The sequence below is a fragment of the Acidisoma sp. C75 genome (genome assembly GCF_054665095.1).
The window spans coordinates 17,500-31,544 of record NZ_BAAFHD010000009.1 but is presented as its reverse complement, the minus strand read 5'-3'; the positions used below and the strand labels follow the sequence as shown (position 1 = coordinate 31,544).

Sequence of the window (14,045 nt, the reverse complement as noted above, 5' to 3'; positions counted from 1 at the left end):
GCCGCGACAAAGGCCCGCCCATGCAGACGCCCCCCGTCTCACCCTCGCGCTTCCTCTGGCCCGCGGAAGCCCAAGGACCACGGTTGCAAGCTGGTTCCACCGCCTGCCCCAACTGCGGCGCAGCGGGCGAAAAGCCGGTCATCTGCCTCTCGGACCCCGCGGCAGACTGGGCCTGGCGCCTGCTCGCTTGCCCTGGCTGTGGTGCGGGCTTCTATGAGGATCAGGCGGTCGTCGATTACGCCGCCGAAGGCATGTCGGCCGCCTCCACCGCCTATTTCCTGCAACAGGGCGCCGCCCTCGGGGTATTCGCCGATATTCTCGCCCATATCCGCAAGCCGCCGGGAAGCCGTTACGTCGAGATCGGCTGCGGCGCCGGCTTCGGCCTCGATGCCGCGCGGCACGCGATGGGCTGGCAGGCGCGCGGCATGGACCCGGCGGCGCTTTCCGCCCTCGGCCGGGAACTCCTCGGCCTCGATATCAGCCCCGCCTATTTCGATGCCACCACGGTCGCGGACAGCAGCTGTGACGTGGTGATGGCGACCGAGGTGCTGGAGCACCTGCCCGATCCGCTCGGCTTCCTGAGGGAGATCCGCCGCGCGCTCCGCCCCGATGGCATGGCCGTGCTGACCACGCCCGATCTCGCCGCCGTGCGGCCCGCCATCGCCAAGACGGCTCTGCAGGCGACGATGACGGTCGGGCTGCACCTCATCCTGCAGAGTGCCGCGAGCCTTGAGCTGACGCTCCGCCGCGCCGGCTTCAGCCATCTGCGGGTGATGAGCGACGGTTGGCGGCTGACCGCCTTCGCGAGTTGCCAGAGCTTCACGCTCGAAGAGGATGCGGCCGCGCGCCAGACGCGGGTTATCCGCTACCTGGCCGATCGGGCCGAGGAGCGGCGCGAAGCGGATGACCTCTATATCGGTTTTGCCGGGCGCGGCTTCTTCGCCGCCGTCTCCGCCGGGGATCGCGATACGGCGCGGCGGCTATGGCAAACGCTCGACCAGCGGCTGCGCGAGCGTTATGGAATCGTGATCGATACAATCACGACGCCGGTGATCGGCGCCACGCCAGCCGACGAGGCCGCGATGCGGGCGAAGCTGCCCTTCAACCTTGCTGTCATCATGCTCGCGCGCGCCTACCAACGCCTTGCCGAAGGGGAAACGCGCGCCGCCATTCTGCCGCGGTTCCAGGCCATTTCATCTGTCTGCGCGCCGCTGCTCGACTGGCTGATCCGTATGCAGATCAATGATATGCAGACGCGGCAGATCCTCTGGGTGGCGCGGGCCGAGGAGGTGTTGTGCGCGGCGGCTGCCGGGCAGGCCAGGACGGTCGGAACCCTGGCGCGGCTTGAAGAATCGCCCACCGGCGCGGGGCGGCAAGCCATCGCCGCCCGCGCACACGACTATCTCATCCATGCAGAACGGCCTTTCCAGGCGGCACGGCTGGCAAAACGGGAGGATATTGGCCATCTCCACCAGGCAGGGGCCTTCTCCCTCCGATCCTTCGCACGCGCGGGCGGGCGCGAGATTTTCTACCGAATGAGGCAAAGCTTACGTGGCGGCTGACCAAGACCCTCCTGCAACGCAACAAAAACCGTCGCTCCTCAGCGAAGCGCTGACCTGGCGCATCCTGCTGCACCGCTTCCGCCATGCCGAGAACCGCCCGCTGGCTGCCTGGAACCTCAGCCGCCATGCGCTCCGCGCGATCCGCGGCCGGGCCTGCCGGGCGGCGCATCTCCTGCGCATCGCCGCGCATGAGGGGCGCGTGCTGGCCCGCATCGGCCTCGCCTATCCGCGCGGCTTCCTCCGCTCCCCGCATCAGGTGGTAGAGCAGATCGCGGGCCAGGGCCGGCCGCTCGGCCCCGAGGTCGTCGTCTTCGTGCATTTCGATGCGGCCGGGGCGGTGGTGGAGACGACGCGCGCCTTCATCCGCGGCCTCGCCGCGGCCGGGCTGCCCATCGCCTTCGTCACCAATTCCGGGCAGCTCGCGGAGGAGGCGCGGGTCTTCCTCGCCCAGCACTGCGCCGCCATCCTGATCCGCCGCAATATCGGCTATGATTTCGGCGCCTGGCGCGATGCGCTCGATACCCTCGGCCTGCCGCGGACCGAGACCCGCGCGATCTACATGATGAACGACAGCATGTTCGGGCCCTTCGCCGATCTCCGCCCGCTGCTCGACGCCATCGATTTCGACAAGGCCGATCTCTGGGGCGCCACCGAGAGCTGGCAGCACCACTATCACCTGCAATCCTTTTTCCTCGCCTGCGGGCCGCGCGTCATCCGCAGCCCGCAATGGTCCGCCTTCTGGCGCTCGGTGCGGCCGGTGCCGTGCAAGGATTGGATCATCCGCCACTGCGAGATCGGCTTCACCCGCGCCCTGGCGCAAGGCGGCATCCGGGCGGCGGCCCTCTACCCCACCCGCGCCTGCCTGCTCGACGGGGCGGAGCAGGCGCGGCTGCTCGCCTTAATCGAGGCGGACGCGGCGCAGGGCGGCAGCGATCCGCACCTGCGGCGGGAGGCAGAGCATGCGTGGCGGGTGCTGCGCGCGCTTCGCCGGGAAGAGGTCGGGCTCAACCCCTCGGTCGATCTCTGGCGGCAACTGCTGCGCGCCGGTTACCCCTTCCTCAAGCGCGAACTGTTGATGCGCAACCCGACCAAGGTACCGGATGTCTTCGCCTGGGAGGAGGAAGTGCGCCGCAACCTCGCGGCCGATGTCGGCCCCCTCGCGGCGGAGATCCGCGGCCAGCTCGGGGACCGGCTGCCAGCGGTCTGGGAGCCGGCGCTGCCTGAGCGGCCGGAAGCGCGGCTCAGCCCGGCGGCCTCGTAGAAGCGCCCCAGCGAGCGGCGGCGGCATCGTCGGCCGCTCGCGCCTCCACCCAGCGCGCGGCGCCATCGGCGAAATGCTCCTTCTTCCAGAAGGGCGCCGCGACCTTCAGCCAGTCGATGAGAAAGCCCGTCGCCTCCAGGGCTGCCGCGCGGTGCGGCGCGGCGGCGGCGACCAGCACGATGCGCCCGCCCACGGCCACGCGCCCGGTGCGATGCAGGATGGTGCCGCCGAGCAGGGACCAGCGGGCCTCAGCCTCCGCCGCCATGGCGGCGATCGCCCGCTCCGTCATGCCGGGATAGTGTTCGAGCGTCATCGCGACGATCGGCGCGCCCGAGCCCGCGCCTACGCCCGCGCGCACGAGGCCGAGGAAGGAGGCGATCGCCCCGGCATCCCCCGCCCGCGCCTGCAAGGTCGCGAGTTCGGCGCCCGGCTCGAAATCCTCGTCGCCGATGCGGATGTCGATCGCCATGGCTCAGCCGCCGGTGATGGGGGGAAAGAGCGCCACCTCGTCCCCCTCCGCCAGCGCCGCATCGGCCTCGGCGAATTCCTGGTTGATGGCGCAGCGCACCCGCGCGCCCTCGGCCAGCGCCTCGGCATAGCCCTCGCCGCGCGCGCGCAAGTGGCCGAGCAGCGCGCCGAGGGTGCGGATATCCGGAGGGAGCGCCAGCCTCTCCTGGCTGCGGCCGATACGCTCCCGCACGGAGGCGAAATAGAGCAGTTCGATCGCCAATGCCTCTTCCTCCCCGAGCCTGCGCCGCCGGCCCGTGCCGTAACCTGCCGGGCCGTGCCGCTTACTTCGGCGTAGTCAGCGTGCTGATGGTGCCATTCGGCATGACGAGCGTGCTCGTGCCATTGCCGTTGGGGATCAGGATGCCGCCGGTCTGGCCGCCGATCGGCCCGAGCGTCTGGTAATTGGCGGTGCCACCGGTGATCGTCGCCGGGCCTTGCGGCGTCTGTACCACGCTGCCGATCTTCGGCATGGTGAGCGCCGGCGGCGGGGTGAAGGTCTCCCCCGGATTGTTGGGCAAACTCGGCAAGGACGGCAGGGCCACCGGCGCCTGCGTGGCGGGCGTCTGCGTCGCGGGCGCGGTGCCCTTGAGGCCGGGCAGGGTGCTCAGGCTCGGGATCTGGCCAGGGCCGGAGGGCACCGGACCCAGCTGCGGCACGCCATTGCCGGAGAGGTTCATCTGCTGCTGGATCTGAGCGAGGCTCGGCATCGTCGGGATGGCGGTCGGCCATACCTGGCCGCTTTCGGGGGCGATAACGGGCGCCACCCCCGGCTTGCCGGTGGCCCGCTGCATGCTGAGGCTATCGCCCTTCGGCGCATTGGGGCTGCCGTTGATCGAATGCGTATCCGAGATGAAATGGCCGAAGCCCGTGCATCCGGAGAGAAGAAGAAGCCCGCTCAGCGCAATCCGCCGCATAAAGGTCACATCCTTGATCTTGGCCGAGAATGGGCCGGGCGCGGACCGGGAGCTGCCCGCCACGCGCACTCTGTTTCGCTTCAATGCCATGCCATGGCCCGGGCCTTCAAGGAAGCCGGTGCCCTCGCCTTATCCACCGGCCTCGGCCCGCCCCCGCCCGGCGCCGAGCCCGGTGTGCCGCAGGCCGGCGCGCAGATAGTCCCACCCGGTAATGACCGTCAGCAGCGCCGAGATCCAGAGCAGGATCACGCCGATCAGCCAGACCGGCAGCCAGCCGAGGCCGAGCAGACGGGCGGTGCCGTTGCCGGCGATAAGGAAGCCTAAAGAGGCCATCTGCGCCGTCGTCTTCCATTTGGCGAGGCGGGTGACAGGCAGGCCTACCCGGATCTCCGCCAAAAATTCACGCAAGCCGCTGACCAGGATTTCGCGGCACATGATGATGATGGCCGGATAAAGCCCCCAAGGGCCGAGCCGCCCGTCGCCCGCCAGCATGATGAGCACGGCGCCGACCAGGAGCTTGTCGGCGATCGGGTCCAACATGCGGCCGAGATCGGAGAATTGCTGGCGCGAACGGGCGAGCTTGCCGTCGAGATAATCGGTGATGCCGGCAAGCGCGAAGACCACGCAAGCCGCGAGATCCGCCCCCGGCAAGCCGACCGAGGCAAGCGCGATCAGCACCGGAATCGCGGCCATGCGGGAAAGGGTCAGCACATTGGGCAGATCGGTGAGCATCGCGCGAGCACACTAGTCCGGCGCCGCGGCTTAAGGAACGCCTTCCATGCGAACGCCCGGATGAAAATGCGCATAGATGCGCCGCGCGGTTTCGCGGTTGATCCCCCGGACCGCGGCGAGATCGGCGAGCCCCGCCTGCTTCACCCCGCGCGCCGAGCCGAAATGGTTGAGGAGCGCGCGCTTGCGCGCGGCCCCAATGCCGGCAATCTCGTCCAGCTCGCTCGTCACGATCGCGCGGGAGCGGCCGGCGCGATGGGTGGTGATGGCGAAGCGGTGCGCCTCGTCGCGCAGGCGTTGCAGGAAATAGAGCACCGGATCGCGCGGCGGCAGCTGGAAGGCTTCGCGCCCGGCCATGTGGAACCACTCCCGCCCGGCATTGCGGTCCGGCCCCTTGGCGATGGCGACGAGCGGGATATCCCCCACCCCCAGCTCCTCCATCACCGCTTGCGCCGCCGAAAGCTGCCCCGCCCCGCCATCGATGAGGACGAGGCCCGGCCAGTGCGGGTCGTCCCGGTCGGCATGTTCGCGCAAGGCCCGGCCGAAGCGCCGCTCCAGCACCTCGCGCATCATCGCGAAATCATCGCCCGGAGCGACCGGACCTTTGATCGCGAATTTGCGGTAGGCCTGCTTCATCAGCCCCTCGGGCCCGGCGACGACCATGACGCCATAGGCATTGGCGCCCATGATGTGGCTGTTGTCGTACACCTCGATCCGGTCGAGCGGGCTGGGCAGGCCGAAGAGTGCCGCCGTCGCCTCCAGAAGCTTGCCCTGCCCCGCCGTCTCGGCGAGCTTGCGTTCGAGGCTTTCGCGGGCATTGAGCTCGGCATGGGCGACGACGGCGCGCTTCTCGCCCCGCTGCGGCACGGCAAGGGTCACGGCGCGTCCGGCCTTGAGGGAGAGCGCCTCGGCGATCAGCGCCTCCTCCTCAAGCGGATGGTTGAGCAGCAGGAGCGGCGGCGGCGGCTTGTCCTCGTAGAACTGGGCGATGAAGGCGGCCAACACCTCGCCCAGCTCCTCGGCGCGGGCATGGGCGGGGTAGAAGGCGCGATTGCCGTTATTATGCCCGCCGCGCACGAAAAACACCTGCACGCAGGTCTGGCCGGCGATCTGGTAGCCGGCGATGACATCGGCATCGTCGAGGCTTGCCGGGTTGATCACGCCCGTCCCCTGGACATGGGCGAGGCCGCGGATACGATCCCGCAAGGTGGCCGCGCGCTCGAACTCCATCGCCTCCGCCGCCTGCTCCATCTCGGTGGCGAGCTGCTTCTGGATGGCGGCGGCACGGCCGCTGAGGAAGGCTTTGGCCTGCGCCACCAGGGCCGCGTAATCCTCGGCCGCGATATGGCCGACGCAGGGCGCCGAGCAGCGCTTGATCTGGTAGAGCAGGCAGGGCCGGGCGCGATTGGCGAAGACGCTGTCCGAGCAGGAGCGGAGCAGGAACAGCCGCTCGAGCGCGGTGAGGCTCTGATTGACCGACCAGGCCGAGGCGAAGGGCCCCCAATAGGTGCCCTTTCGGGTCTGCGCGCCGCGATGCTTCACGACTTGCGGAAACTCGTGATCCTCGGTCAGCATGATCCAAGGGTAGCTCTTGTCGTCCCGCAGCACGATGTTGAAGCGCGGCTTGAGGCGCTTGATGAGGTTCGCTTCGAGCAGCAGCGCCTCCGCCTCGGTATGCGTCGTCACGATCTCCATCGAGACCGTCTCCGAGACCATGCGCCGCAGCCGCTCCGGCAGGCGGGGGATCTGGGTATAGGAGACGACGCGCTTCTTCAGGCTGCGCGCCTTGCCGACATAGAGCGCATCCCCCTTGGCATCGAGCATGCGATAGACGCCGGGGACGAGGGGCATGGTTTCGAGCGCGCGCTCGATCACGGCAACGCCATGGGCGATGGAAACCGGCCGCGCCGCAGCTTCCGCCGGGCTCCCACCCAGGTCCGCCGGCGCGCTATCCGCCGCGCTGGCCGCGCCCTGCGGCACCCCGTCATTCGGATCCGTCGTCATCGCCCGATCGTCACCCGCCTCGCGCCCGCCGGCTGTGGGAGAGGCCTGTGGATAAGTTTGTGGAGCAAATTGCGCAAGTCTCAGCTTTCGGGCCGTTCAAGCGATGGAGGAACTGTGGACGAATCTGCCCGAAACATATTTATCTATCTGATTTACAAGGATAATTTTTTAGATCTCGACTCACGAATGGGTTACAAGTGAAACAATATCTTCATTTTTGAGCCGCTAGCCGCGGGGTGGAAAAAGCCGCGCCCGGTGCCGCTCGATCTCCACCCCGGCCGAGGCCGCATCCGGGAAAACCGCGAGCTTCTCCACCGTGATGCGGGCCGAAAGCACGCGCGGATCCTGCAGCGTCAGGCGGGCGATCTGCTCGGCCATCGTCTCCACCAGTTCGACATGGGCGCGGCCGATGAAGGAGCGGATGCGCCGCGCGAGGCCATCGTAATCGACCACGCGGCCGACATCGTCCGGCCCCACGCCCTCGGGGTGGTCCATCCCGTCATCGCGCATGGTGAAGGAGAGGTTGATCCGCACCGGCTGGCGGTGCCCGCGCTTCTCCTCGGGATAGACGCCGATGCTCGCCTGCAACACGAGGTCGCGGATGAAGACCCGCCTCAGGGGCATCGCCGTCTCGTCCGTCATTCGCTGATCTCCGCCCCCGAGGGCGCCCATTGCAGGTGCTGCCCGCCATCGAGCGCCAGCATCTGCCCGGTCAGCGAGGGCAAGGATAGAATGGCTGCGACCGCATCGCCGATCTCATCCGGCGAGGTGCCCTGCCGCAGCGGCACGGAGGCGCATTGCCGCGCGAAATCCTCCTCCGTCTGGCGCGGGCTCGGCATCGCCGGCCCCGGCCCGATGGCCATGACGCGGATGCGCGGCGCGAGCGCCAGGGCGAGGCTCTGCGTCAGCGCCCAGAGCCCCGCCTTGGAGACGGTATAGGAGATGAAATGCGGGGTGAGCGACCAGACCCGCTGATCGAGCATATTAATGATGACCCCTCGCGCCGCCTCGGGCAGCGCGCGGGCAAAGGCCTGGGAGAGCACCAAGGGGGCGCGCAGATTGGGCTCGATATGCCGGTCCCAGCTCTCGCGGCTCGCATCCCGCCACTCGTCCCGCTCGAAGGTCGAGGCATTGTTGACGAGGAGGCCGATCGGGCCGAGCGCCGCCTCCGCCTGGCCGAGCAGCGGAGCGACCTCGGCTTCCCGCGCGAGATCGGCGCCGAGCGCAACCGCCCGGCCGCCGCGCGCGCGGATCGTCGCGGCCAGGGCCTCGGCCTCGGCGGCGCTGGTATGGTGATGGATGGCGACCGCGAAGCCTTCCGCCGCCAGCCGTTCGGCAATGGCGCGGCCGAGCCGCTTGGCGCCGCCCGTGACAAGCGCCGCGCGTGGGATCCGGGTATCGATCATCGGTCTCTGTCTCTCTCCGCCATGCCTATCGCTTGGCCCGCGCGGCACCGCGCGGAGAGGAGCCAGCCTTGCCACGCCCGGCCCCGCCGCGGCGCTTGGCGGGGTCGTAACCGCCGCCGCCCGGGCCCAAGGGTTCGGGCATATACTCGCGCCGCGCCCGCGCGGATGCGGCGGGCGGCGGTTCGAGCCCGAGATCGAGCGCCTCCAGCCGCTTGAGTTCGTCGCGCAGCCGCGCCGCTTCCTCGAATTCGAGGTCGGCCGCGGCGGCCCGCATCCGCTTCTCGATATCGGCGATGGCGGCGCGCAGATCCTTGCCGACGAAATCCGACAGCCCGGCATCCTTGACCGGGGCGACGGTCACGTAATCCTGCTCGAAGACGCTCTCCAGCACTTCCCCGATCTGGCGGCGGATGGAGGTCGGCGTAATGCCATGCGCCTCGTTCCAGGCCTGCTGCTTCTGCCGCCGCCGCTCGGTCTCGCCGATCGCGGCTTCGAGGCTGCGCGTCATGTGGTCGGCATAGCAGATGACGCGCCCGTCCACGTTGCGGGCCGCGCGGCCGATCGTCTGGATGAGGCTCGTCTGGCTGCGCAGGAAGCCTTCCTTATCGGCATCGAGAATCGCGACCAGCATGCATTCCGGAATGTCGAGCCCCTCGCGCAGCAGGTTGATGCCAACCAGCACGTCGAACACACCGAGGCGCAGGTTGCGGATGATCTCGATGCGTTCGAGGGTATCGACATCCGAATGCAGGTAGCGCACGCGCACGCCCTGTTCGGTGAGATATTCGGTCAGATCCTCGGCCATGCGCTTGGTCAGCGTCGTCACCAGCACGCGGCCGCCGGCATCGCGCACGCGCCGCACCTCGGCCAGGAGATCGTCCACCTGATTGCCGACGGGGCGGATCTCGACCAGCGGATCGATCAGCCCGGTCGGGCGGATCACCTGCTCGGCGAAGGTGCCGCCCGTCCGCTCCATCTCCCACGGCCCGGGCGTTGCCGAGACAAAGACCGTCTGCGGGCGGAAACGCTCCCACTCGTCGAAGGTCAGTGGCCGATTGTCCGCGCAACTCGGCAGGCGGAAGCCGAATTCCGAGAGGACGGATTTGCGCGCCGCATCCCCGCGCGACATGCCGCCGATCTGCGGCACGGTGACATGGCTTTCATCGACGATGAGGAGCGCGTTTTCGGGGAGGTATTCGAAGAAGGTTGGCGGCGGGTCGCCCGGCGCGCGGCCGGTGAGATAGCGGGAATAGTTCTCGATCCCCTTGCAGGAGCCCGTCGTCTCCATCATTTCGATATCGAAAGTCGTGCGCTGGTTGAGGCGTTCGACTTCGAGGAGCTTGCCTTCCGCCTCAAGCTCGGCCAGCCGCTCCTTCAGTTCCGCCTTGATGCGGCCGATCGCCTGGGTCAGCGTCGGCCGTGGCGTCACGTAATGGCTATTGGCATAGACGGTGATCTGTTCGAGCGCGCCCGTCACCGTCCCGGTCAGGGGATCGAATTCCGAGATGCTCTCGATCTCGTCCCCGAAGAGGGAGACGCGCCAGGCGCGATCTTCGTAATGGCTCGGATAGATATCGACGACCTCGCCGCGCAGCCGGAAGGTGCCGCGCTGGAAGGCGGCGTCGTTGCGGCGGTATTGCAGTTCGACGAGGGCTTTCGCCAGCTTGTCGCGGTCGATCGTGCCGCCGACCTCAAGCTTGACGACCATCTTCGCGTAGGTCTCGACCGAGCCGATACCGTAGATGCAGGAGACCGAGGCGACGACGATGACATCGTTCCGCTCCAGGATCGCCTGGGTCGCGGCATGGCGCATGCGGTCGATCTGCTCGTTGATCTGCGCGTCTTTCTCGATATAGGTGTCGGTCCGCGGCACATAGGCTTCCGGCTGGTAGTAATCGTAATAGCTCACGAAATACTCGACCGCGTTCTCGGGGAAAAAGCTCTTCATCTCGGCATAGAGCTGGGCTGCGAGGGTTTTGTTGGGGGCGAGGATCAGCGTCGGCCGTTGCAAATCCTCGATGACCTTCGCCATGGTAAAGGTCTTGCCCGAACCAGTGACACCGAGCAGCACCTGGTCCCGCTCGCCGGCGGTGAGGCCGGCGGAGAGCGCGCGGATGGCGGTCGGCTGGTCGCCGTTCGGCTCGAATTCCGAGACGACCTTGAAGGGTTTGAGATGCGGCCGCACCGGCTGCTTCTCGGGCATGAAGAGCACGGGCGGCGTCGGGGAGCGGGCGGCGACCTGGGACATAGCGTGAACATAGTCTCCGGCCGCCGCCTTATCGAGGGGTCAGGCGCGCGGATCTGCCTTCAGCGCGAAAGCCGCTCCCAATGGTCGATCTCGAAGCCGAGCTGGGCGCGGGAGACGCCGAGATCGCCGAGCATCCGCTCATCCATGCGTTCCAGTTCGCGCCGGAGCGCGGCGGCGCGGGCATGGCGCCGGAGGCGGGTGAGGAGGCCGTTGACGAGCCGGCGCACAGCCTTCCCGGCACGCGGCCGGGGGCGGGCAGGCGCGCTGGCGGTCTGGCGGGCTTGGGCGGAGGACATGGCGGCCATCCTTGTTGCTGCGGGTCTTGCCGCCACCATGCCGCTGCGCGCCATCATCAGAAAAACGAATTGTTCTGATGATAGGAATCAAATATATTGATCCGCATGACCCGCCCCGCCACCATCGACCCCGACTTGCTGCGCGCCTTCACCCTCATCGCCGAGGAGCGCAGCTTCACCCGCGCGGCAGAGATCGTCGGCCGCACGCAATCCGCCGTCTCGATGCAGGTGCAGCGGCTGGAAGCCCTGCTCGGCCAGCAATTGCTGCATCGCGGCCGCGGCGGCACGGTGGAGCTGACCCGCCATGGCACCTTCTTGCTTGCCCGCGCGCGGGACATGCTCTGCCTCAACGACGATATCTGGCGCACCTTCCATAGCCCCGCGGTGAGCGGCGCGGTCAGCCTCGGCACGCCGGACGATTATGCCCTCCGCTTCCTGCCGCGCGTGCTGAAGCGCTTCGCCGAGGTGCATCCGCAGGTCGAGGTCGAGGTGGTCTGCGCCCCGTCCGAGGAATTGGCGCCCAAGCTGCAAGGCGGCGCGCTCGATCTGGCATTGCTGACCGGCGGGCTGGAGCCGGAGGGGATCGCGGCTGAGCGGCTATGGCAGGGGCCGCTCGTCTGGGTCGGCTCCGCCCGCCACGCGACGCAGCGGTTGGACCCGCTGCCTCTCGCCATCGCCACTGCTGGCTGCTCCTGGGGGCGCGCCGCGACGGAGAGCCTGCAAGCAGCCGGACGACGCTATCGCATCGCCTATACCTCGGTGACGCAGACCGGCACGCTCGCGCCGGTCATGGCGGGGCTCGCCATCACCGTCTCCTCCGCGGTCGATTTGCCGGATGGACTCGTGGTGCTGGGGGCGGAAGACGGGCTGCCGCCGCTGCCCGATTTCGGCATCGTCATGAGCAAGGCGCGGAATGCCCGCCAGCCGGTGACGGATGCGCTCGGCGAATATATCGCCGAGGTTTTCGGCCGCGAATTGCGCCAACCGGGCCCTGCCCTCTGCGCCTAGTCGAGCGCAGGCGCGAGGGATTTCGCCGCGCGGCGGCTATTCCGGCCCGGCGAGGGATTTGACGAGTTCGAGCACGCGCTTGCGCACCTCCGGGTCCGTCACCCGCGCGAAGGATTGCAGAAGCTCGGCCGCGTCCGGCAGCAGCGCCGGCTCGTCCCGCAAGGGGGCCTGGTTCTCATGCAGGGCATAGCCGCCCGCACCGCCCCCCGGCATGCCGCCGCCATAGGCGGGATAGGCGCCGGCGGTCGGAAAGCTCGGCAGGCCATCGAAAAAGTAATCCGCCGGAACGTCGAAGACGCGGCAGAGGTCGTAGAGGCGCGAGGCGCCGACCCGGTTCACCCCCCGCTCATATTTCTGGATCTGCTGGAAGGTGAGGTTCAGCGCATCGCCGAGCTTTTCCTGGGACATGCCGAGCCGGGTGCGCTGCTCGCGGATGCGGGCACCCACGTGAACGTCGATCGGGCTCGGTGCCGCATCTCCCTCGGTGGTCGCCCGCTTGCCCATGAAAGCCAAATCACCCGTCTGGAAAGGTCAATATTCTTCAACCAGAAGATGAATTAGCACGGGTTACGCCGCAACCGTAGAGAGAAAATTAAGAATTATGACGCCTTTGCCGCGCTGCGAGGGCAAGGCCGAGCAGCAGGGTGAGGAGCGCCAGCACGCCGGGACACCAGAGGCCGAGGCGGGAGAAGAGCGTCGGCGGCAAGGGGCCGGGCAAGGGCCGCACCAGGATGCCCCTCCGCCCCATGCCGATCCGCCCCAGCTCCCGGCCCGAGGCATCGAAGAGCGCCGAGATGCCGGTATTGGCGGCGCGGGCCAGCGGCAGCCCTTCCTCCACGCTCCGCATCCGCCCGGCCGCGAGGTGCTGGCGGGGGCCGGAGCTATTGCCGAACCAGGCATCATTGGTGACGAGGGCGATCCAGTCCGGCCGGTCCCGCTCACGGATGATCTCGCCCGAGAAGACCGATTCATAGCAGATGATCGGGCCGACCGGCGGCAGGCCGGGAATATGCAGGGTCTTGGGGCCGCGCCCGGGGGTGAAGCCCTGGCCGGGCAGAATCTGCATCGGCAGCCAGGCGGGCTGGTATTCCCCGAAGGGCACCAGGTGCCACTTGTCGTAGATGCCGAGGAGCGGCCCAGGCCCGCGCACCACGCCGAGGCTGTTGTAAATCCGCCCGAAGCGGCCGAAGCGCAGCATGCCGGAGATGACGGTGACATCCGGCCCCACCGCATCGGTGATGAACTGCCGCGCCGCCTGATCCGTCTGCAACAGGAAGGGCGAGGCGGTTTCCGGCCAGAGCAGCACCACCGGCAGGCCCGGATAGGCGGCATGCGCCTCGGCGACCGCCTGGGCGCTGAGCGCGAGGTAGCGGCGGAAGAGCGCATCCGCCGCCGCCTGGGTGGAGACGAATTCCGCCGTGCCATCACCTTGGATGATGCCGACCACGGCCTGCGGCTTGCCAGGGGTGGAGCGGGCGAGCCGCGCCCCACCCGCCCCGGCCCAGACCAGCATGAGCAACAGGGAGGCCACGAGCCCCCGCCGCCCGAGCGCCGGCAAGCTGGCGACGAGGACGATGGCGAGGGTGAGGCCGAGATCGCCGACCCAGGCGGCCGGCTGGATGAGGAGGGTGCCGAGCTTGCCCGGCACCGCCACATCGGTGCCCCAGAAGTTCCAGGGAAAGCCGGTCAGCACGAATTGCTGGGCGAGATCGGCGAGCGTCCAGGCCCCGGCCAGCACCAGGATGCGGGGCAGCCCTGACGGCGCACGATAGGCGAGCGCCGCCGGCACGGCGATGAAGAGCCCGACGACGAGCGCGAGGCCCGGCACGGCGAAAGGCACCAGCCACCAGAACTGCGCCGCCTCGATGAGGATCGGCTCGGTAATCCAATAAAGGCCGAGGCAGTTGAGGCCGAAGCCGAAGGCGAGCCCGATCAGCCCCGCCTGCCGCCAACTCCGCGCCTGGCCGATCAGCCGGAGCAAGGCCGGCATGCTGATCCAGAGGGCCGGCAGCAGGTAGAAGGGTGGCAGGGCGAAGGCCGCGACGACACCGAAAAGAAGAGCTAGGATCAGGAGCTTGCGCATGGCATGGCGGCTACAGAAGCCGCC

The 14,045-nt window shown here is 68.6% G+C and carries 14 protein-coding genes; 3 read left to right on the top strand and 11 right to left on the bottom strand.

The features are described from left to right. Nucleotides 1–83 precede the first annotated feature (83 nt). Together ACYQ7X_RS12835 and ACYQ7X_RS12830 are read left to right on the top strand one after the other, a co-directional pair. On the top strand, nucleotides 84–1,562 hold the full coding sequence (locus ACYQ7X_RS12835) for a class I SAM-dependent methyltransferase (RefSeq protein WP_459697431.1): 1,479 nt from the start codon (nucleotides 84–86) through the stop codon (nucleotides 1,560–1,562). Continuing rightward, nucleotides 1,552–2,823, top strand: coding sequence for a rhamnan synthesis F family protein (locus tag ACYQ7X_RS12830; protein WP_459697430.1), 1,272 nt, complete (start codon nucleotides 1,552–1,554; stop codon nucleotides 2,821–2,823). The genes ACYQ7X_RS12835 and ACYQ7X_RS12830 overlap by 11 nt, the downstream gene beginning before the upstream one ends. Here the strand turns inward: ACYQ7X_RS12830 and ACYQ7X_RS12825 are convergent. The 9 genes from ACYQ7X_RS12825 to ACYQ7X_RS12785 all read right to left on the bottom strand — a co-directional run bounded on the left by ACYQ7X_RS12825 (nucleotide 2,804) and on the right by ACYQ7X_RS12785 (nucleotide 10,930). Then, a complete protein-coding gene (locus tag ACYQ7X_RS12825; protein ID WP_459697429.1) occupies nucleotides 2,804–3,292 on the bottom strand; it encodes a molybdenum cofactor biosynthesis protein MoaE in 489 nt (162 codons plus the stop codon). The genes ACYQ7X_RS12830 and ACYQ7X_RS12825 overlap by 20 nt on opposite strands. A 3-nt stretch (nucleotides 3,293–3,295) precedes the next feature. Beyond that, nucleotides 3,296–3,553, bottom strand: coding sequence for a molybdopterin converting factor subunit 1 (gene moaD, locus ACYQ7X_RS12820; RefSeq protein WP_459697428.1), 258 nt, complete (start codon nucleotides 3,551–3,553; stop codon nucleotides 3,296–3,298). Nucleotides 3,554–3,614: 61 nt separating this feature from the next. After that, nucleotides 3,615–4,247: a hypothetical protein gene (locus ACYQ7X_RS12815; protein ID WP_459697427.1), complete on the bottom strand. Its 633-nt coding sequence runs from the start codon at nucleotides 4,245–4,247 to the stop codon at nucleotides 3,615–3,617. 129 nt (nucleotides 4,248–4,376) lie between these two features. After that, nucleotides 4,377–4,979 carry a CDP-diacylglycerol--glycerol-3-phosphate 3-phosphatidyltransferase gene (gene pgsA, locus ACYQ7X_RS12810; protein ID WP_459697426.1) on the bottom strand — a complete coding sequence of 201 codons (603 nt, stop codon included), beginning with the start codon at nucleotides 4,977–4,979 and terminating at the stop codon, nucleotides 4,377–4,379. A 30-nt stretch (nucleotides 4,980–5,009) separates the two neighbouring features. Continuing rightward, nucleotides 5,010–6,980, bottom strand: a complete 1,971-nt coding sequence (gene uvrC / locus ACYQ7X_RS12805; RefSeq protein ID WP_459697425.1) for an excinuclease ABC subunit UvrC — start codon at nucleotides 6,978–6,980, stop codon at nucleotides 5,010–5,012. Between the two features lie 225 nt (nucleotides 6,981–7,205). Beyond that, nucleotides 7,206–7,622 (bottom strand): dihydroneopterin aldolase, encoded by a 417-nt coding sequence (locus ACYQ7X_RS12800; RefSeq protein WP_459697424.1) that lies wholly within the window; start codon nucleotides 7,620–7,622, stop codon nucleotides 7,206–7,208. Continuing rightward, on the bottom strand, nucleotides 7,619–8,386 hold the full coding sequence (locus ACYQ7X_RS12795; RefSeq protein ID WP_459697423.1) for an SDR family oxidoreductase: 768 nt from the start codon (nucleotides 8,384–8,386) through the stop codon (nucleotides 7,619–7,621). Before ACYQ7X_RS12795 ends, ACYQ7X_RS12800 begins: the two co-directional genes overlap by 4 nt. A gap of 25 nt (nucleotides 8,387–8,411) precedes the next feature. Beyond that, nucleotides 8,412–10,634, bottom strand: coding sequence for an excinuclease ABC subunit UvrB (uvrB, locus tag ACYQ7X_RS12790; protein ID WP_459697422.1), 2,223 nt, complete (start codon nucleotides 10,632–10,634; stop codon nucleotides 8,412–8,414). 59 nt (nucleotides 10,635–10,693) lie between these two features. Then, nucleotides 10,694–10,930: a DUF1127 domain-containing protein gene (locus tag ACYQ7X_RS12785; RefSeq protein ID WP_459697421.1), complete on the bottom strand. Its 237-nt coding sequence runs from the start codon at nucleotides 10,928–10,930 to the stop codon at nucleotides 10,694–10,696. 105 nt (nucleotides 10,931–11,035) lie between these two features. On the opposite strand from ACYQ7X_RS12785, the gene ACYQ7X_RS12780 reads away from it, so the two are divergent. After that, entirely contained in the window at nucleotides 11,036–11,938 is a 903-nt protein-coding gene (locus ACYQ7X_RS12780; protein WP_459697609.1) for a LysR substrate-binding domain-containing protein, read from the top strand. A gap of 36 nt (nucleotides 11,939–11,974) precedes the next feature. On the opposite strand, the gene ACYQ7X_RS12775 is transcribed toward ACYQ7X_RS12780, so the two are convergent. Further along, nucleotides 11,975–12,442, bottom strand: coding sequence for a helix-turn-helix domain-containing protein (locus tag ACYQ7X_RS12775; RefSeq protein ID WP_459697420.1), 468 nt, complete (start codon nucleotides 12,440–12,442; stop codon nucleotides 11,975–11,977). 88 nt (nucleotides 12,443–12,530) lie between these two features. Further along, the gene (gene lnt / locus ACYQ7X_RS12770; protein WP_459697419.1) at nucleotides 12,531–14,021 is read right to left on the bottom strand and encodes an apolipoprotein N-acyltransferase; all 1,491 of its coding nucleotides are present in this window, start codon (nucleotides 14,019–14,021) and stop codon (nucleotides 12,531–12,533) included. Nucleotides 14,022–14,045 lie beyond the last annotated feature (24 nt).